The organism is Lacticaseibacillus brantae DSM 23927 (assembly GCF_001436115.1).
Lineage (GTDB): Bacteria > Bacillota > Bacilli > Lactobacillales > Lactobacillaceae > Lacticaseibacillus > Lacticaseibacillus brantae.
In genome coordinates this window covers 371,900-389,879 of the sequence record NZ_AYZQ01000001.1, presented here as the reverse complement: position 1 = coordinate 389,879, position 17,980 = coordinate 371,900, and the positions used below count along the sequence as shown (strand labels likewise).

At 47.4% G+C, this 17,980-nt stretch carries 17 protein-coding genes; 11 read left to right on the top strand and 6 right to left on the bottom strand.

What is annotated here, in order from left to right:
* Nucleotides 1-23 precede the first annotated feature (23 nt).
* On the bottom strand, nucleotides 24-1,037 hold the full coding sequence (locus FC34_RS01875; RefSeq protein ID WP_057893686.1) for a lipoate--protein ligase: 1,014 nt from the start codon (nucleotides 1,035-1,037) through the stop codon (nucleotides 24-26).
* A gap of 172 nt (nucleotides 1,038-1,209) precedes the next feature.
* Here FC34_RS01875 and FC34_RS01870 point away from each other — a divergent pair, with 172 nt between their 5' ends.
* A complete protein-coding gene (locus FC34_RS01870) occupies nucleotides 1,210-3,102 on the top strand; it encodes a M13 family metallopeptidase (RefSeq protein ID WP_057893685.1) in 1,893 nt (630 codons plus the stop codon).
* Nucleotides 3,103-3,159: 57 nt separating this feature from the next.
* Here the strand turns inward: FC34_RS01870 and nrdF are convergent, their stop codons facing one another.
* The 3 genes from nrdF to nrdH form a co-directional block, all read right to left on the bottom strand.
* Nucleotides 3,160-4,116, bottom strand: a complete 957-nt coding sequence (nrdF, locus tag FC34_RS01865; protein ID WP_057893684.1) for a class 1b ribonucleoside-diphosphate reductase subunit beta — start codon at nucleotides 4,114-4,116, stop codon at nucleotides 3,160-3,162.
* Nucleotides 4,117-4,179: 63 nt separating this feature from the next.
* Nucleotides 4,180-6,351 (bottom strand): class 1b ribonucleoside-diphosphate reductase subunit alpha, encoded by a 2,172-nt coding sequence (gene nrdE, locus FC34_RS01860; RefSeq protein ID WP_057893683.1) that lies wholly within the window; start codon nucleotides 6,349-6,351, stop codon nucleotides 4,180-4,182.
* Between the two features lie 40 nt (nucleotides 6,352-6,391).
* Complete coding sequence (gene nrdH / locus FC34_RS01855) at nucleotides 6,392-6,619, bottom strand: glutaredoxin-like protein NrdH (protein WP_057893682.1); 228 nt, start codon at nucleotides 6,617-6,619, stop codon at nucleotides 6,392-6,394.
* Between the two features lie 260 nt (nucleotides 6,620-6,879).
* On the opposite strand from nrdH, the gene FC34_RS01850 reads away from it, so the two are divergent.
* Complete coding sequence (locus FC34_RS01850; protein WP_057893681.1) at nucleotides 6,880-8,325, top strand: helix-turn-helix domain-containing protein; 1,446 nt, start codon at nucleotides 6,880-6,882, stop codon at nucleotides 8,323-8,325.
* A gap of 16 nt (nucleotides 8,326-8,341) precedes the next feature.
* Nucleotides 8,342-8,668, top strand: a complete 327-nt coding sequence (locus tag FC34_RS01845; RefSeq protein WP_057893680.1) for a hypothetical protein — start codon at nucleotides 8,342-8,344, stop codon at nucleotides 8,666-8,668.
* A gap of 218 nt (nucleotides 8,669-8,886) precedes the next feature.
* Here FC34_RS01845 and cls read toward each other — a convergent pair whose 3' ends face one another.
* Nucleotides 8,887-10,341: a cardiolipin synthase gene (gene cls, locus FC34_RS01840; protein ID WP_057893679.1), complete on the bottom strand. Its 1,455-nt coding sequence runs from the start codon at nucleotides 10,339-10,341 to the stop codon at nucleotides 8,887-8,889.
* Nucleotides 10,342-10,475: 134 nt separating this feature from the next.
* On the opposite strand from cls, the gene FC34_RS01835 reads away from it, so the two are divergent.
* Nucleotides 10,476-11,078, top strand: a complete 603-nt coding sequence (locus FC34_RS01835; protein WP_057893678.1) for a nitroreductase family protein — start codon at nucleotides 10,476-10,478, stop codon at nucleotides 11,076-11,078.
* A 60-nt stretch (nucleotides 11,079-11,138) separates the two neighbouring features.
* On the opposite strand, the gene FC34_RS01830 is transcribed toward FC34_RS01835, so the two are convergent.
* A complete protein-coding gene (locus FC34_RS01830) occupies nucleotides 11,139-11,543 on the bottom strand; it encodes a ribonuclease HI family protein (RefSeq protein WP_057893677.1) in 405 nt (134 codons plus the stop codon).
* Nucleotides 11,544-11,567: 24 nt separating this feature from the next.
* Between FC34_RS01830 and FC34_RS01825 the strand changes: the two genes are divergently transcribed.
* The 7 genes from FC34_RS01825 (at nucleotide 11,568) to FC34_RS01795 (ending at nucleotide 17,980) form a co-directional block, all read left to right on the top strand.
* The gene (locus FC34_RS01825) at nucleotides 11,568-11,978 is read left to right on the top strand and encodes an EbsA family protein (protein WP_057893676.1); all 411 of its coding nucleotides are present in this window, start codon (nucleotides 11,568-11,570) and stop codon (nucleotides 11,976-11,978) included.
* A complete protein-coding gene (locus FC34_RS01820; protein ID WP_057893675.1) occupies nucleotides 11,971-13,644 on the top strand; it encodes a formate--tetrahydrofolate ligase in 1,674 nt (557 codons plus the stop codon). The genes FC34_RS01825 and FC34_RS01820 overlap by 8 nt, the downstream gene beginning before the upstream one ends.
* A 46-nt stretch (nucleotides 13,645-13,690) precedes the next feature.
* Nucleotides 13,691-14,158 carry a signal peptidase II gene (gene lspA, locus FC34_RS01815; RefSeq protein WP_057893674.1) on the top strand — a complete coding sequence of 156 codons (468 nt, stop codon included), beginning with the start codon at nucleotides 13,691-13,693 and terminating at the stop codon, nucleotides 14,156-14,158.
* On the top strand, nucleotides 14,155-15,057 hold the full coding sequence (locus FC34_RS01810; protein ID WP_057893673.1) for an RluA family pseudouridine synthase: 903 nt from the start codon (nucleotides 14,155-14,157) through the stop codon (nucleotides 15,055-15,057). The genes lspA and FC34_RS01810 overlap by 4 nt, the downstream gene beginning before the upstream one ends.
* Nucleotides 15,058-15,221: 164 nt before the next feature.
* Nucleotides 15,222-15,767, top strand: coding sequence for a bifunctional pyr operon transcriptional regulator/uracil phosphoribosyltransferase PyrR (pyrR, locus tag FC34_RS01805; protein ID WP_057893672.1), 546 nt, complete (start codon nucleotides 15,222-15,224; stop codon nucleotides 15,765-15,767).
* A gap of 1 nt (nucleotide 15,768) precedes the next feature.
* Complete coding sequence (locus tag FC34_RS01800; RefSeq protein WP_057893671.1) at nucleotides 15,769-17,085, top strand: solute carrier family 23 protein; 1,317 nt, start codon at nucleotides 15,769-15,771, stop codon at nucleotides 17,083-17,085.
* Nucleotides 17,051-17,980, top strand: a complete 930-nt coding sequence (locus FC34_RS01795) for an aspartate carbamoyltransferase catalytic subunit (RefSeq protein WP_420805037.1) — start codon at nucleotides 17,051-17,053, stop codon at nucleotides 17,978-17,980. Before FC34_RS01800 ends, FC34_RS01795 begins: the two co-directional genes overlap by 35 nt.

Genomic DNA, 17,980 nt, shown 5'->3' with positions numbered 1-17,980 from the left:
CGTTTTCACGCATGCCATTAACCTTACTGCGCAATTAATTCCACCAGCTCTGCTTTAGGGATTCCAGTGAAATAGAGATTGGTGTCGATACCGTCCAAGGCGCTGGTGATGTGGGCGCGATCGTAAATCGTTTCTTTTAGGGCATCGGCAACATCAGCGACATCTTGCGGGCCAAAAAAGTCGCCAAAGAAACGGACAGATTCAATTTTGCCATTCACAATCTTGAGCCGCGCATCCACGGTCCCCATGTCAAAGTGCTGGCGCTTTTGGACAGTGAAGGCAGGGGACTTGCCATAAACCCAGTCCCAGTTGTTGTAGTATTCGGTGTAAATTTTGTCGATTTCAACCTGGTCCGCTGGTGTTACTTGGTATTCCTTGTCTTTAATGGCTGCCACTGAATCAACACCAAACAATCCAGTTAGCAGACGATCCCGAAAGGCTTCCAAACTAATGTTTTGATATTCAGAGCTCAGATATGGCTTCAAATTAGTCACCCGGCTGCGAACAGACTTAATGCCTTTACTCTCGATTTTGTCAGCGGGAACGTTGAGCGCTTGGGGAACCACATCCATATCCACATCCAACATCAAAGTGCCATGAGAGAATGTCTTGCCGTTACGGGTGTACATTGCATTCCCGGAAAATTTCTTGCCATCGACCAGGATATCATTGCGACCTGAAACCTCGGCTGTCGTGGCACCCATATCATGTAACACATCGACAATTGGCTGCGTAAAGGATTTGAAATCGCCAAAGTCTTCGGAGTCGGCATCAACGACGAATGAAAAACAGAGATTGCCCAAATCCTGATACACGGCCCCACCACCAGACAACCGCCGGGTGACGACGATATGATGATCTTCAACATATTTTTGATTAATTTCTTCCAGGGTGTTCTGGTTGCGGCCAACGATGATACATGGGCCTTCATAATAGAAGAGCAGTAATGGTTCATCGAAGTTTTTGGCATTCATCATATATTGTTCTGTGGCGAGATTACGGCGGATATCGTGATCTTTCATGATGACATAGTACATGGCATTTCCTCCTTTGACCTACACCGTTTATTCTACACGCTAACTTAGGGTAAAGAAAGCGATTTCTTGGAGGGCAGTTTTAAATGCTGACTCTGGGCTTTACGCAAACATTGGCGTATAATGAACGTCACATGAGATATTAATGAGTTCATTTTAACGGAGGAGCGATGATATGACAGCACGTTATCAAGATGATTTATATGAAGCCGTAAACGGGGAATGGGCTGAAACGGCCGTGATTCCAGACGATAAGCCAGCAACTGGTGGATTCCAAGACCTTGCTGATGACGTTGAAGCGAAGTTGATGGCCGATTTCGATGCAGTCGCCGGTGGCACCAAGAAAGCCCCAAGCGCAGAATTTGAAGAAGCCATCAATCTTTATGGCTTAGCCAGCGATTTTGATGCGCGCGACAATGCGGGTATTCAACCAGCACTTGATCGCCTGCAAGCGCTCAATGGGCTGACATTAGCTGACTATCAAAAAAAAGCTGCTGCCCTGGAACAAGAACTGTTCCCACTGCCATTCAGCGGTAGCGTCGAACCAGATATGAAGAACACCGCAATCAATCGCTACACGATTTATGGTCCAAGTACCATTTTGCCGGATACCACCTATTACGCGGCTGGTAACGAGCAGGGGGCACAGTTACTCACGTTGTGGTCTTCAATGACCAAGAAAATTTTGGCGGAAACCAATCTTGATGACGCTGAACAACAACGCTACTTGGATGACACCTTAGCCTTTGACGCCTTGATAGCGGCTCGGGTGAAGAGTAGTGAAGAATGGGCTGACTACCCAAAGGCCTATAATCCACAAAGCTTTGACGACGTGGTTAAGCAATTGGGTGACTTTGATTTCACGCGCTTTGTGCAAGCAGATTTGCCTGAACAACCTGAGACTATTATTGTGGCCGATCCGAAGTTCTTGGCCCACTTCACGGAAATCTTTAATGCGGATACTTTTGTCCAATATATTCACTGGGCTTATGTGAACGACTTGCTGAGTAACACTGGGTTCTTAAGTGATGAATTACGCGTGCTGGGCGGCGAATTCGGCCGGGCCTTGTCTGGTAGCCCAGCCGCACCATCACAAGCTAAGCATGCTTATCGCTTAGCCAACAGCTTCTTTAGCGAACCAATCGGGATCTATTATGGTCGCACATATTTTGGCGAAGCCGCTAAAAAAGACGTCACCCAATTAGTCGAACGCATGATTCAAACCTACAAACGTCGGTTAACCAATTCTACTTGGCTCTCTGACCAAACTAAAGCGAAGGCCATTGTTAAGCTCGACAAAATGGTGCTGAAAATGGGTTATCCTGACTCAGCGAATGCCGTCTATGCCAAGTTGCATGTAAATACCGCTGACGACTTGTTGACGGCTGTGACCAAACTGGCGCAAGTGCGCCATCAAGATTCTTTGAGCAAGTTAACCAAACCCGTTGACCGCACTGAATGGAACATGCCTGGCCACTTAGTGAATGCGAGTTACGATCCCTCCCGTAATGACATCACCTTCCCGGCCGCCATTTTACAGGCGCCATTCTACGCGCTCGATCAAAGTGATAGTGTCAATCTCGGTGGCATTGGGGCCGTCATTGCCCACGAAATTTCTCATGGCTTTGACAACAATGGGGCGCAGTTTGACGAATTCGGCAACATGGTGAATTGGTGGCAAGAAGCGGATTATACTGCTTTTAATAAACTCACTGAGCAAATGATTGCTGAATTTGACGGTTTAGAAACTGAAGCCGGCAAGGTCAACGGTAAGCTCGTCGTCTCCGAAAACATCGCCGATGCTGGGGGCTTAGCGGCCGCACTAGAAACCGCGCAAGAAGATCCCAATGTCAATTTGGAAGATTTCTTCATCAACTGGGCGCGCGTTTGGCGGCAAAAGGCGCGAATTGCCTACCAACAATTGCTCCTCAATATTGATGTGCATGCCCCAGCTAAGTTACGGGCCAACGTCCAACCGCAAAACTTGGATGAATGGTACACAACTTTTGATGTTAAACCAAGTGACAAGATGTACTTGGCACCTGACAAACGTGTTCATATCTGGTAACAAATAAAAAACGTTGCGAAACCGGATTGGTTTCGCAACGTTTTTTTGTGTTTCACTTTAGTCGAAATTGTAGTCATCATTACCCATCGCTTCGACTTGACCAATCCGATAACCATTCCCAACTTGAGAGAAGAAATCGTGATTGGCGGTGCTCGTGGAAATCCCGTTCATGACAATTGGATTCACGTCCGCAGCCGTATCAGGGAAGAGGGGCTCTTGGCCCAGATTCATCAGCGCCTTGTTAGCGTTATAGCGCAAGAAGGTGAGAACTTCATCGGTCCACGTGGTCTTCTCATAGACGTCGTTCGTATACGCTTCTTCGTTGGCGTACAGCTCGTACAGCAAATCATACATCCAGTTACGCAAGTCATCTTGTTCGGCCACAGAGAGTTCATTAAAGCCCAATTGGAACTTGTAACCGATATAGGTTCCGTGAACACTTTCATCCCGGATGATCAATTTGATAATCTCGGCGACGTTGGTCAGCTTGTTGTTGCCTAAGTAATAGAGCGGGGTGAAGAACCCGGAATAAAATAAGAAAGTTTCCAAGAAGACACTGGCAATTTTCTTCTGCAACGGTGTGCCTTCGTGATAGATGCCGTTAATCCGATTGGCCTTATATTGCAGATGTTCATTGGCGTTCGTCCAATCAAAGATTTCATCAATTTCCGTTGGCGTATTCAGCGTTGAGAAAATCGATGAGTAACTCTTAGCGTGGACGGATTCCATGAATTGGATGTTGTTCAACACGGCTTCCTCTTGTTGCGTCCGAATATTTTGGCGCAAGCTGGCCATCCCGTCTTGAGACTGCAAAGTATCAAGCAACGTCAGGCCGCCAAACACGTGGCCCACGACCCATTGTTCGTCAGGGGTGAGACTTCGCCAGTCATCCAAATCATTCGACAAAGGAATCCGGGTATCGAGCCAGAATTGTTCGGTCAGTTTCTCCCAAGTCGCCTTATCAATTTGATCTTCAATTGCATTCCAGTTAATTGCGATATAGTTGTCTGCCATAACTTCTCCTCTTTATCAACAAACAATCGCCATCAGCAGTTGACGGCGATTGCCAAAAATTTTTTAGATGACGCAGCTTTCACAAGCGTTACTGCCAATTTCTTCTTGGTCGTCTGTGTAAGTGCGGATGTAATAAATCGACTTGATACCTTTATGATGCGCATAGTTCCGCAAGATGTTCAAGTCCCGCGTGGTCATTTTGTTGGTCCGACCTGCTTTCCAAGGGTAGAGGCCCGCTGGAATGGTACTGCGCATAAAGAGGGTCATCGACATGCCTTGATCCACATGTTTTTGGGCTTCGGCATAGACGTCAATCACTTTACGCATGTCCATGTCATAAGCACTAGTGTAGTAAGGCAGGGTGTCGTTTGACAGACCAGGTGCTGGATAGAAAATCGTCCCAATTTTCTTTTCTTGGCGATCTTCAATCCGGTTAACGATTGGCTGCAAGGAGGCACTGGTATCGTTGATGTAACTAATTGAACCATTTGGGGCAACCGCCAGACGGTTTTGGTGGTATAAACCGTCAGCCATGACAGCATCGCGCAAAGCTTCCCAGTCAGCAGCCGTTGGGACATCAATATCCTTAAACAGTGCTTGGACTTTCGCTGTCTGGGGTTGAATGTTGTCTTCGATGTAATGTAAGAAGTAACTGCCATCGGCATACTTGCTGTCCTCAAACCCAGCAAAAGTGGTCTTGCGTTCACGGGCAATTTCATTGGATGCTTTCAAAGAGTAGTAATTGAGCAACATGAAATAAATATTGGTGAAATCAAGGGATTCTTCTGAGCCATATGCCATGTGATTCAAGGCGAAGTAGGTATGTAGGCCCATTGCGCCAAGCCCAATTGTGTGGGCAAGATTGTTCCCATTTTCGATGGAAGGCACGACATCAATTTGACTGTTATCCGTCACAAAGGTGAGGGCGCGGACCATGGCATCAACGCTTTGGCCAAAGTCTGGCGAACTCATCAGGTTAGGAATGTTCGTGGAACCCAAATTGCAGGAAATGTCAGTGCCCATTTGATCATATTCCTGACGATTATTAATCATTGAAGGGGTCTGAACCTGCAAGATTTCTGAGCAAAGATTGCTCATAATAATCTTCCCATTGATTGGGTTAGCCGCATTAGCGGTATCAATATTGATGATGTAAGGATAGCCAGATTCTTGTTGCAACTTAGAAATTTCGTTTTCTAAGTCGCGCGCCTTAATCTTATACTTCTTGATTTCAGGGTTTGCGACCATATTGTCGTATTCAGCCGTGATATCAATGTATGAGAAGGGTTGACCGTAAACCTTTTCCACGGAGTAAGGGGAGAAGAGATACATATCCGCATTGTCAGCAATCAATTCATAATACTTGTCAGGGACAATTACGCCCAAGCTCAGGGTCTTTAAGCGATACTTTTCGTCGGCGTTTTCTTTCTTGGCGCCCAAGAATGAAATGATGTCTGGGTGGAAAACGTTGAGATACACCACCCCGGCACCCTGGCGTTGACCCAATTGATTGGAGTAGGAGAATGAGTCTTCCAACAACTTCATTACGGGTAGCACACCACTGGCCGCACCGTCGATGCCCTTGATTGGGGCACCAGCTTCACGCAGGTTTGACAACGTGATCCCAACGCCACCGCCGATACGAGACAATTCCAAAGCGGAATTGATCGAACGGCCGATGGAGTTCATGTCATCGGTGATTTGCAAGAGGAAACAAGACACTAATTCACCGCGACGGGCCCGGCCCGCATTCAAAAAAGATGGGGTAGCTGGTTGATAACGTTGATGAATCATTTCGTCAGCCAATTGTTGGGCTAAGGCTTGATCGCCATCAGCGAAATACAACGCATTGACAAAGACCCGATCTTTAAAGTCTTCAAGATAGAGACTGCCATCATTAGTCTTTAAGGCATATTGGGCATAAAACTTATAGGCCGCCATGAAAGACTTGAAGGTGAAATGCTGGTCAATTAAGTAGTCATTCAGCTGATCCAAGAACGCCTGAGGATACTTACTGAGGAAGTCAGCTTCGTAATAATCGTTATCGATTAAGTAATCCAAGCGTTGGCGTAAACTATCAAAAGTCATGGTATTGGGGATGACGTTTTCGTTGATGAAGGCACTGAGGGCGTCCTTATCCTTATTTAAAGGAATTTGGCCGTCAACAGGAATGTTAATTTCGTTATTTAATGCGTAGTAAGTCACTGTATCGGGTTGAAGGGTTTTTAAAGACATGGGCTTTCCTGCTTTCTGATTAGATTAAAAAAGCCGGCTTCTAGCCAGCCAATTGCTTCAAGGCATCTGGACGGAAACCTGAGAAGGAAACATTGCCCGCTTCGAGCACTGGAACCATCTGGTAGCCCTTGTCTTTAAGGTAGTCGATGTATTCGGGTTCTTCATTAATGTTATGTTCCACAAAGTCGATGTTGTGGGTTTGCAAGAAATTTTTGGTCATCCGGCATTGTGGACAACCGTTACGGGTGAACACTGTAATCTTTGACATAAATATCATCTCGCTTTTTATTGATGTGATTAGCATACCGTATCATGTACCCTTAGTCAATCAAAAACACCACATATTGTGTGGCGTCACAATATGTGGTGTTCACTTGGTTTGAGGCATAAATCTAGTATAGCTGAGACAGTTTCACTTTGCCAATAAATATTCTGCAATCGTGATTTTAAATTTGAGCGCTTTCAACTATAATAAGGATGCAATTAAATTGTGTGCGCTGTTATTTTACCCTGGGGGAGGGGAAAATTATGGAGATTACCACAGTAATGCTAAGTGAATCCGCCCAGGAACGCTTAAATTTATATCGGCAACTCATGAACGAAGTTAAACCAGTCACCGTCACGCAATTAGCGGCGGTCACGGGACTCAATCGACGCACTGCATTAATGCGCCTTCAGGCGGTGCAAGCGGATCTCCAACAAATCGATGCCACCCATCCAGCGTTATTGTTAAAGAACACGATGATCAATTATCAGGCGCTGACTGTAGACGTGGCTGTTTATGCGAGTTTCCTATTGGGGCAGGCAACAACGACCCAATTTGCTTTGATTACTTTATTGCATAGTGACTGGTACGAGCCACAATTTCTGAATGCCTTACAAATGAGTCGGGCAACCTTGTATCGGCGATTACGGCCATTACAAGAATTTTTGCGGCCGCTGGGGGTCACGGTCGCGTTGAACCCAGTGCGGTTTAAGGGCGACGAAGTTGTCATTCGGTTGTTTTATGACCAGCTGTTTTGGCACATTCTAGCCGGGGGGACGACTTTGCCGGGACTTATCCCTAATGAAGAACAGCAGGTTGAATGGATCAACCAGCTGCAAGAACAGCTTCCTTCGGCAACTGCGGCCCATTTAGCGCTCAGTTTGGCCATTGCGCAACATCGGCAGGGGCACCCGTTAAAGGGCCTTGATTGGTCGGCATTTGTGCCATGGCCAGACGTCGCGCTCGATACCACCAGCATTGCGCTTGACGCTCAAAGATTTGTTTATCTGGTCAATTGGATGCGACCAAGTTTCCACGTCGATGATCAGACGAGTCTAGCAGCTTTTGTCGGCTACCATGTCCGCCATCAAAGCAAGGCTTGGCAGCTAGTTGAAGCCCTGGATGGCTACCTCAGCCGGCGCTTCGATCAGAATAGTGTTGTGTTAAATCATTTACCGCTAATGGGAAATTTGCTGGTGGTGATTGTGGCCGCCATGGTTTTAAATCATAAATTACCGTTTGATGAGTGGGGATTAGACGACGACCCACTAAACACCCCAATTCCGCGCCTCCGCCAAGCATTAACTAACTTTTTTGAAACGGCACATTTCGATTTTGAGCTAACACCTGCCGTCAAAGACACACTCACAGCGGCTTTCTTCCAATTGCTGTGGCCACACTTGCCGCAGCTTAATGAGGCGTTGCGCTTACGGGTGGCCTTTGACCCGCACCTGACGCAACGCTCGGTGGATCAGTTGACGGTCAACTTAAGCCACGTTCGTTACCTGCGCTTGGTCAATTGGACCCAGAGTCCTGAGTTGATTATTACCACCGATCATGCCCAAGTCGTCTTCCCAGACCCAGCGATTCACGCCCCATATTATTATGTTGATAGCGAAAGTTTTGCCAGTTGGTCGCGGATGCACGCCTTTTTACAAGCCGAAGCAGCCAAAAAAGTACGCCAAATGCAAGCAAACATCGTATACTAAATATGAGGTGATTGAAATGAAGCACGATCGGAACAAAGATACCCAAGCCATTATTGATATGAATGACTCTTTGATGATGAATGCCGCAAGCCACTTGCCTGCGGGCACAGATGTTGCGCAACAAGTTGTGGCCGCTACGGCCTCTGGAATTGCGGGCCTTGATGCCTTGCTTAATGACAATGGCATCGCCCAGCGTGAGTATAAAGCGGTGGCGTCGGGTTATTTAATCGATGAGTATGGCCTTTCAGGCGCAGAACTTGAGGGAGAAATCGATGCCCTGATGACTGAGGCTTTACATTATCTCGATCGACATCAAAAAGATTTCGATAACTGGCAAAAATAAGTCAAAAAGAGGCTGTGACATAACCCTTCGGGGGGTGTCACAGCCTATTTTTTTACGGACCTGATTGATTAATCGTGTTCCAAAAAGTTTGGCGTAGGTTGTTGCGAGTTTGAACACGTTATAGGATTGATTCAAATCCTAAGTTCGGGATTGATCTTAATCCCTGTTAATCCTCATTCTCATAGCCCCTTTTGTCACAACTTCTTTTTTCTAAGTTGTCACAAAATTGGCGACAGTAGGCGGGAAAACTGCTGCTTAAACGTTAGCCAGCGTGATTGCTTTCGAATCATTTCATCAGTTAACAGGTAGGAATGGGCCAAATCACTGGTATAAATTGCTTGAAGTTGCTGTGCAATTTTTCGATCATACATGAAGGCCACGATTTCAAAATTCAGTTTAAAACTGCGAATATCGAAATTAGCCGAACCCACTGATGCAATTTTGCCGTCGACAATGACGGTCTTAGCATGCAGGAACCCATTTTGGTAATGATACACTTTGACACCAGCTCTAGTCAGGGCATTCGCATAGTATTGGGTGGCCCGATAAATGAAGGGATGATCTGGCATATCTGGAATCATGACGCGAACGTCAATTCCGGCCAAAGCGGCCGAGACCAACGCATCAAACACCGTATCATCTGGCACCAAATACGGGGATTGGATCCAGATTGACTCGGTTGCACTGGCAATCATCTTGGCGTAACCCATCTTAATCTGCTGCTTGGTGCTGTCTGGACCGGATGCCACCACTTGGACTGGCGTTTCGTGGGCCCAGCTCGTCCGCTGTTCAGGCAAGGCCACATGGTAGGGGAGTTGGCGTTGCGTGGCAACCGTTGCGTTCCAATCCATGATAAACCGAATCTTCAATGCCTGGACTGTGTCCCCAATGATCCGCAGATGCGTATCGCGCCAGTACCCAAATTTAGGGTCCCGGGACACATATTGATCGCCGACATTAAACCCGCCCATGTAACTAATCGCATCATCGATAACCACAACCTTTCGATGGTCGCGATAATTAAGTCGAAAGTCGGTGAACAAGTGCCGTGAGCTGAAATAGGTTTCAACCTGTGCGCCCAAATCGGTCAACTGCTTCCACCACTTGGTTGTCGCTCCAAGCGAGCCCCAAGCATCGTAGAGTACCTTGATTTCAACGCCTTCTTTGGCTTTTTGCATCAAGTGACGCTGCAATTCATTACCCAACTTATCATTGTAGATGGTGTAGTACTCAATGTAGATGTAGGCTTTAGCCGCATCAATATCGCGGAAAAGAGCCGCAAATTTCTGTTCACCGTCGGTATAGATATGCACTTGGTTATGGCTCAAGACAGGGGCCTGATCACTATTTAAAAAGAGGTTAATCATTTCCTTGCTTGTCGCACCCAAATCGGCCTCTGGCAGTAAATGATTCCTGGCGTTTTCACGTTTTTGCAGCCCAAGGAAATTACCAATCCCGTCGCTATATTGGCCTTGAATTAAGCGAATCTTCTTGGCTGACAACCCTCGGCCGGCAAACAAATAGATGCCAAACCCAATCACCGGCAGCAGAATCAGCACGAGCAGCCAGGCCCAGGTGGTTGAGATATCGCGCACTTCGCGCAGCACGGTGAAAATTGCACCCACCGTGTTAACAATTAATAGCACTAGAATGACCCAGAATATTGTTGACATGTTTTATCTCCTCGCCTTATTCTACCGAATGAATAAGTCAGTGTCACGATTTTCACCGGTTTTGGGGCTTTACTTATTAAAAGTTAGTTGATATATTGTTTGAGTACCAAATTTCTGAAAAGGTGGAATTTATCTTGAACAATGAACTCTTAGACTTGCTCAACCAACGGCGCTCCATTTATGCCCCCGGCAAAAATCTGACCGTCGACGATGACGCCATCGTCAAGCTAGCTGAAGATGCGATTCAAGCATCCCCAACAGCTTTTAATTCCCAAACCGTCCGGGCTGTCTTCTTATTTGGTGACAAGCACGACCAATTATGGGACATCGTGGCTAAGCGTTTAAAGAGCGAAGTGCCAACTGAAGCTGCTTATGAAAACACGCTGCGGAAGATTAATAGTTTCAAGGCAGGTTACGGGACCATCTTGTACCTGACTGATATGGCTGTTGTCCACCAATTAGAAAATGACTTCCCACTGTATGCTGATAATTTCGCCACCTGGGCGGAACAAGGTCAGGGGATTGCCCAGAACAATGTTTGGGTCAGCTTGGCCAACAATAAAATTGGTGCTAGCTTGCAGCACTACAACCCAATTATTGATGAATTAGTCGCTGACGCTTTTGACTTGCCAAGCAACTGGATGCTCCGGGCCCAAATGCCATTTGGTTCTATCGAAGGACCAGCCGGCGAGAAGGACTATATGGATCGCAATCAACAGTTTAAGGTTTTAAAGTAATTTAAACCCCATTTAGGGTAAAATAATCCCAGTATCTGTTTTTCAGATACTGGGATTATTTTATTGGTTCAAGCTGGCAAGTGATTCAGCCAAGCCTTGTTGTGCTAATGAATGAGCCCCATGATGATTCGCGTCAGCTTGCCACTGCCAAATGACGTTCGGGACTTGGTCAACTACAGCTAACAAGCGCTGAATTAGATCTGGGTAATGTTTGGCATAGCGCTTGTCTAAGGCATCGATGACCAATTTTGAATCACTGGTATAACTCACGAGGTCGGTGGTTAACTGCTTGTCGATCAAATAACTAAATCCTAAAATGGCGGCTTCAAATTCGGCCTCGTGATTAGACATCACCCCCAGTGGGTAATGCTGCTGAATTTGCTGGCCCTGATTGACGATTAGCACGCCGGCACCACTGAACCCCGGGTTGCCTTTTGTTGCTGCATCTGTGTATAGTTTAAGCATAATTTCTCCTAAGGATGTGTTGAAATGAGTAAACGCTTTGCGTATCAGCCAAGTTGGTATGCCTTTTGCATCTTCTGGGGTAGTATCATCACAGGCATCAGTCTGGCAATTATCATTCAAGAAGAGGTTTTAAGCTTCTCCTGGTTAGCGTTAATCGTTCTTATTGTAACGCTTGTGATTGCAATCAGCCAAAAGTGGCGCTATCGCTTAACTTTTGATGCCAACGGCCTGACCTTACATAAATTCTTACCGAGCAATACCTTAACAATCACTTATCAAAGTATTGAAAACTTTTCAGTCCAACATCACCAAATCACCCTTGAAACCAGTCCCTATGGCCCGGTTAGTTTTACAGCGTTCTGGCGGTATCAAGCGATTGTAGCTGAGTTAGAACAACGGGTCTCGCTAAAAAAGGAGGAAATTAAGCATGTCTGATATTGAAATTGCACAAGCAAATGAAGCCAATCAAATGAAGCCAATCACTGAAATTGCGGCCACCATGGGGCTGGCAGCAGATGACTTAGAACAATACGGCAAAAGCAAAGCCAAAATCAGTTTTGAGGCGCTCAACCGACTCAAAGATCGTCCCTTTGGTAAATTGGTTCTCGTGACGTCGATTAATCCCACGCCGGCCGGGGAGGGGAAATCTACCGTCACCGTTGGCCTTGGGGACGCCTTGCGCCAACGCGGGCAAAACGCCATTATCGCGCTTCGAGAACCTAGTTTAGGGCCTGTCATGGGGATGAAAGGCGGCGCCACTGGTGGTGGTTACGCCCAGGTCGTACCAATGGAGGATATTAATCTTCATTTCACCGGGGACATGCATGCCCTCACTTCAGCAGTGGACACCCTGGCTGCCCTGATTGATAACCACCTGCAACAAGGTAACGCGTTGAACCTCGATCCCAGACGTATTCTTTGGAAACGCGCGTTAGATATTAACGATCGGGCGCTGCGCAATACTGTGATTGGTTTAGGCGGGCCGTTGTCAGGTGTACCCCGAGAAACTGGCTTTGATATCACAGTGGCCAGCGAATTAATGGCCGTCTTGTGTTTAGCTGAAGACCTGGCTGACTTAAAAATCCGGATCAGCCGAATTGTGGTTGGCTATACTTATGACAAACAACCCGTCACCGTCGCCGACTTGGAAGTCACGGGAGCTATCACCATGTTGTTGCGAGACGCGATTAAGCCGAACTTGGTGCAAACGCTCGAACACACCCCTGCTTTCATTCACGGTGGCCCATTTGCCAATATTGCCCATGGGTGCAATTCCGTGCTTGCCACCCGGACCGCCCTGCAACTGGGCGACATCGCGATTACCGAGGCAGGATTTGGCGCCGACCTTGGGGGAGAGAAATTCCTCGACATCAAAACGCCAGTTCTTGGCAAAACGCCTGACAGCATCGTCATTGTCGCGACGGCCCGCGCCTTGAAATACAATGGTGGCAGTGCGCTGAATGAACTACAAACTGAGAATCTTGACGCGCTAGCTAAAGGCTTTGCCAATTTGAAGCGCCACATTCAGAACATGCAACAATATGGCGTGCCAGTTGTGGTTGCCCTGAATCGGTTCACCAGTGATACCGATGCCGAGTTACAGTTCTTGATTGAGGCGTGTGCCAAATTGAAGGTGACTGCTGTGACGGCCACAGTCTGGGCCGATGGGGGTGCTGGTGGTTTAGACCTCGCCGATGCCGTCTTAGCGAGTCTGAACGAGCCCAGTCACTTCACACCATTAATGGCAGCCGATGCCAGTGCCGAAAGTAAAATTGCGACCATCGTGCGGAAAATTTATGGTGGCGCCGACGTGGCTTACGATGCAAAGGCGCTTCAATCACTGAAATTGATTGCTGATAATCGCTGGGATCATTTACCAGTCTGCATTGCCAAGACGCAGTATTCGTTGTCTGATGATGCCAAAGCTTTGGGCGCTCCAACCGGCTTTACGGTCCATGTGCGTGATGTCATCCCTAAGTTAGGGGCTGGTTTCCTTGTGGTCATGACTGGGAATGTGCTGACCATGCCAGGGTTACCTAAGCACCCAGCCGCCTTAGACATGGACGTCGATGCAACGGGCAAAATTTCCGGACTATTCTAACTTGATGAAAGGAAGTCTTTAGGCATTGGCCTAAAGCGGATGAATCGTGATTATTTATACTCTGATCGCCCTAGCTATCATTGCTGCGGATCAACTAGTGAAAGCGTGGGTTGTCGCCAATATCCCATTAAATGAAAGCCAAGTTTTTATTCCACATGTGCTAAGTCTGACTCACATTCAAAACTCTGGTGCGGCTTACTCCATGCTTGAAGGGAAGCAATGGTTCTTTTACATTGTGACCATTGTTGCTTTGGCGGTTGTGGCGTTCTTATGGAAAGACAGTCGCAAGAGTCAGTGGTACCGGTTTGGATTGGTCTTGATTTTTGCCGGTACGATTGGCAATTTCATTGATCGACTGCGGTTTCAATACGTGACTGATATGTTCCAACTAGACTTTGTTAATTTTGCCATTTTCAACGTTGCCGATATGGCGCTAACCTTTGGGGTCATTTTCGTTTTAATTTATGTTTTATTCTTTGATGGAAAGGGCGAACACTCACGGAATACACAATAACCGATCAAAATGGCCGCATCGATAAGGTGGCCAGTCAGCTCGATTCAGCGATTTCACGTAGCCAAGCCCAAAATTGGATTAAGAGTGGGGCGATTTTGGTCAATCAACAGCAAGTCAAACCAAACTATCAAGTCCAGGTAGGGGATAGAATCAGCGTGACTCCACCAGAACCAGAACCGCTTGACGCCATTCCTGAAGATATTCCGCTCGATATTGTCTATGAAGACGATCAAGTCATTGTGGTCAATAAACCGCAAGGCATGGTTGTTCATCCGGCTCCGGGGCATGCGCAGGGCACCTTGGTTAATGGCTTGTTATACCACAGTCAACTGGCAGCAATTAACGATGTCATTCGGCCTGGGATCGTCCATCGAATTGATAAGGACACCAGTGGGTTGTTGATGGTTGCAAAGACCGATACCGCCCAAGCAAGTCTATCGGCTCAGTTGAAAGCCAAGTCCTCTATTCGAGAGTATTTAGCGCTGGTGCACGGGACGTTTAATGAAGATCACGGCCGAATTGATGCTCCTTTAGCTCGCGATCCCAAAAATCGTAAGAAACAGGCCGTCGTTGTCGGTGGCCGCCATGCTGTTACCAACTATGAAGTAATTGAACGGTTTGAACGGTTTACCTTGGTTAAATGCATTCTCGAAACCGGGCGCACGCACCAGATTCGAGTTCACATGGCCTATATTCATCACCCAATTGCCGGGGATCCCGTCTATGGCCCGAAAAAAACCCTAATTGGTGAAGGCCAGTTTCTCCATGCCGCCAAGCTCGGGTTCGTGCATCCCACCACGGGTAAATTAATGATTTTTGAAGCGCCACTGCCACCGATTTTTGAAGCCACCCTAGAAAAACTGCGTCGTGGCATTGACACGACCCATAATCTTCGGTAAGGTTAAACCAATCAAATAAGTTCCTTTAATTAAGTCCAGAGAGGCTTAGAAGGCAATCGGACCTACCGCGGTAGGTAATTTTTCGCAAAGTGTCAATCCGCGCCCTCTAACCAATCTGGCTAGAGGGCTTTTTTTGTATGCTGAACTCAGAAAGGATGACCACCATGGCTAAGAAACAAGTTGTCGACGACGTGACCATGAAACGGGCACTCACGCGCATTACATATGAAATTATTGAGCAAAACAAGCGATTAGATGACCTTGTGCTGGTTGGCATTAAGACCCGCGGGATTTATTTAGCCCAGCGCATTGCCACGCGCTTGCAACAACTAGAAGGTATTCAAGTTCCGGTCGGGGCCTTAGACATCAAGCTATATCGTGATGACGTCCATAAGGCGGACCATCTCAGTGAGCCAAGCGTATCTGGCAATGACATTCCGGTTGATATTACCAGCAAACATGTCATTTTAGTCGATGACGTCTTGTTCACAGGCCGAACCATTCGGGCAGCACTTGATGCGTTGATGGACCTTGGGCGTCCACAAAAAATCTCCCTGGCCGTGCTCGTTGATCGGGGTCACCGAGAATTACCAATTCGGCCAGATTTTGTGGGGAAGAACATCCCAACTTCACTACACGAACAAATTCAGGTACAGGTTGAAGAAATTGACGGCCAAGACGGTATCGCGATTATGCAATTGGAGGACTAAGATGACAGACAAACAACAACCATATCATAACGATGCAGCCGTGCTCGACATCGGTGACAAGCCTAAGTTCGGCCAATGGGTCGGCTTATCCATTCAGCACTTATTCGCCATGTTTGGCTCAACCGTGTTAGTGCCAATCTTAGTCGGTTTGGATCCAGCGATCGCCCTGTTCTCCAGTGGGGTCGGCACCTTAATGTATATCTTGATTACTCGCGGCAAAATTCCTGCGTACATGGGCTCGAGCTTCTCATTTATCACCGTCATGCAAGCCTTGATGAAGGGCGCGGGCTACCCCGCAATCGCTCAGGGAACCATCGCGGTTGGGGTCGTGTACCTGATTGTTGCCCTGATTGTAAACTTTGCGGGCTCAGCGTGGATTGACAAAGCATTACCTCCGATTGTCGTTGGCCCAATTGTGATGGTCATTGGCTTAAGCCTTGCTGGGACAGCCGCGACAGATGCGACCATGCGGACCGTTAGTGCCACCACAAGCGTGTATGATTTGCGCTACTTCGCAGTGGCGATGATTACCTTGGCCGCAACAATTATCTATAACATGTACTTGAAGAACTTTATCAGTCTCTTGCCGATTTTACTGGGGATTGTGACCGGGTACATTGTGGCGATGCTGTTTGGCATTGTGGATTTTGCCCCAGTGATGGCTGCCAATTGGTTTGAATTGCCACACTTCCAAATCCCGTTCTTGACCTACAAGCCTGGTATCTACTGGGGTGCCATCTTATCCATGGCTCCCATTGCTTTTGTCACGATGACTGAACACATGGGCCATATCATGGTCTTAGACAAATTGACCAACCGGAACTTCTTCAAAGACCCTGGCCTTAACCACACCTTAGCCGGGGATGGGACCGCATCAATTATTGCTGGGTTCGTCGGCGGGCCACCAATTACCAGTTATGGTGAGAATATTGGGGTGCTCGCGATGACGAAGGTGCATTCGGTTTATGTTTTGGGTGGGGCAGCGTTCTTCGCCATCATCTTCGCCTTTGTCGGTAAACTGAGCGCTTTGATTCACACCATTCCAAGTCCCGTCATCGGTGGGATTAGCTTCTTGCTCTTTGGGGTGATTGCCTCAAATGGGCTGCGCGTTCTCATTGATAACAAGATTGATTTTGACCAAAAACGTAACCTGATGATTGCTTCAACAATTCTGGTGATTGGTATCGGGAACGCCAGCTTACAATTTGCTGGCCACAACTTCTCCGGGATTGCCTTAGCCACGGTCATTGGGATTGCGTTGAACTTCATCTTGCCAAAGAAAGCTGCCAATGAAGGGGATGACAGTGTTGACCTTTAAGCACTTCGTCAGCGCAGACCAAGTGACCCCAACAGATGCTCTGACGTTAATTGAACGGGCAGAAGCGTTTAAACACGGCGAAAGTCGTCAATTCGCCAACCCAATTTATGTCAGTAATCTTTTCTTTGAAAATAGCACCCGCACTCACACCAGTTTTGAAATGGCCGAGAGTAAACTTGGTCTTTCCGTCATTAGTTTCGACCCAACCCATAGTTCCGTCAGCAAGGGTGAAACGCTCAGTGACACAATTAAAACGCTCAGTGCCATCGGGGTGAATCTGGCGGTGATCCGCCATCCCCAATCCGATTACTACCGACCATTATTGGACGCCAGCAGCACGGCCATCCTTAATGCTGGCGATGGTGCTGGCCAACATCCTTCACAAATGATGCTTGACCTCATGACCATTCATGAACACTTTGGTCATTTTACTGGCCTAAAAGTCGGCATTGTTGGCGACTTAGCCCATTCCCGAGTCGCGCGCTCTGACATGACGCTTCTGAAACAACTTGGCGCCACGGTCATGTTTTCTGGGCCGCGAGCGTGGTATACAGAGGATTTTGCTCAAGCTGGGCCCTATGTCGAAATTGATGACCTGATGCCACAAGTGGACGTGTTGATGTTACTCCGGGTTCAACTCGAGCGGCTTGATGCCACAACGCGAGCAGCGTTCACTGCCACGGACTACCACCAAACCTATGGGGTGACACTTGAACGGGCTAAGCAGCTTCAACCGCAGGCCATCATCATGCATCCCGCACCAGTTAATCGCGACGTGGAACTGGCGTCTGAATTAGTTGAATCACCACAGTCACGCATTTTTACCCAGATGCATAACGGTGTCTTCATGCGGATGGCCATGTTAGAGGCAGTAATTGACGCCAATCACTTCTAA

What these genes read in the sequence shown, in the direction of transcription:
- nrdF (WP_057893684.1), bottom strand. Translation starts at nt 4,116, where the DNA reads ATGGCAGACAACTATATCGCAATTAACTGGAATGCAATTGAAGATCAA.
- FC34_RS01850 (WP_057893681.1), top strand. Translation starts at nt 6,880, where the DNA reads ATGGAGATTACCACAGTAATGCTAAGTGAATCCGCCCAGGAACGCTTA.
- cls (WP_057893679.1), bottom strand. Translation starts at nt 10,341, where the DNA reads ATGTCAACAATATTCTGGGTCATTCTAGTGCTATTAATTGTTAACACG.
- pyrR (WP_057893672.1), top strand. Translation starts at nt 15,222, where the DNA reads ATGGCTAAGAAACAAGTTGTCGACGACGTGACCATGAAACGGGCACTC.
- FC34_RS01800 (WP_057893671.1), top strand. Translation starts at nt 15,769, where the DNA reads ATGACAGACAAACAACAACCATATCATAACGATGCAGCCGTGCTCGAC.
- FC34_RS01845 (WP_057893680.1), top strand. Translation starts at nt 8,342, where the DNA reads ATGAAGCACGATCGGAACAAAGATACCCAAGCCATTATTGATATGAAT.
- nrdH (WP_057893682.1), bottom strand. Translation starts at nt 6,619, where the DNA reads ATGTCAAAGATTACAGTGTTCACCCGTAACGGTTGTCCACAATGCCGG.
- FC34_RS01825 (WP_057893676.1), top strand. Translation starts at nt 11,568, where the DNA reads ATGAGTAAACGCTTTGCGTATCAGCCAAGTTGGTATGCCTTTTGCATC.
- FC34_RS01820 (WP_057893675.1), top strand. Translation starts at nt 11,971, where the DNA reads ATGTCTGATATTGAAATTGCACAAGCAAATGAAGCCAATCAAATGAAG.
- FC34_RS01830 (WP_057893677.1), bottom strand. Translation starts at nt 11,543, where the DNA reads ATGCTTAAACTATACACAGATGCAGCAACAAAAGGCAACCCGGGGTTC.
- nrdE (WP_057893683.1), bottom strand. Translation starts at nt 6,351, where the DNA reads ATGTCTTTAAAAACCCTTCAACCCGATACAGTGACTTACTACGCATTA.
- FC34_RS01875 (WP_057893686.1), bottom strand. Translation starts at nt 1,037, where the DNA reads ATGTACTATGTCATCATGAAAGATCACGATATCCGCCGTAATCTCGCC.
- FC34_RS01870 (WP_057893685.1), top strand. Translation starts at nt 1,210, where the DNA reads ATGACAGCACGTTATCAAGATGATTTATATGAAGCCGTAAACGGGGAA.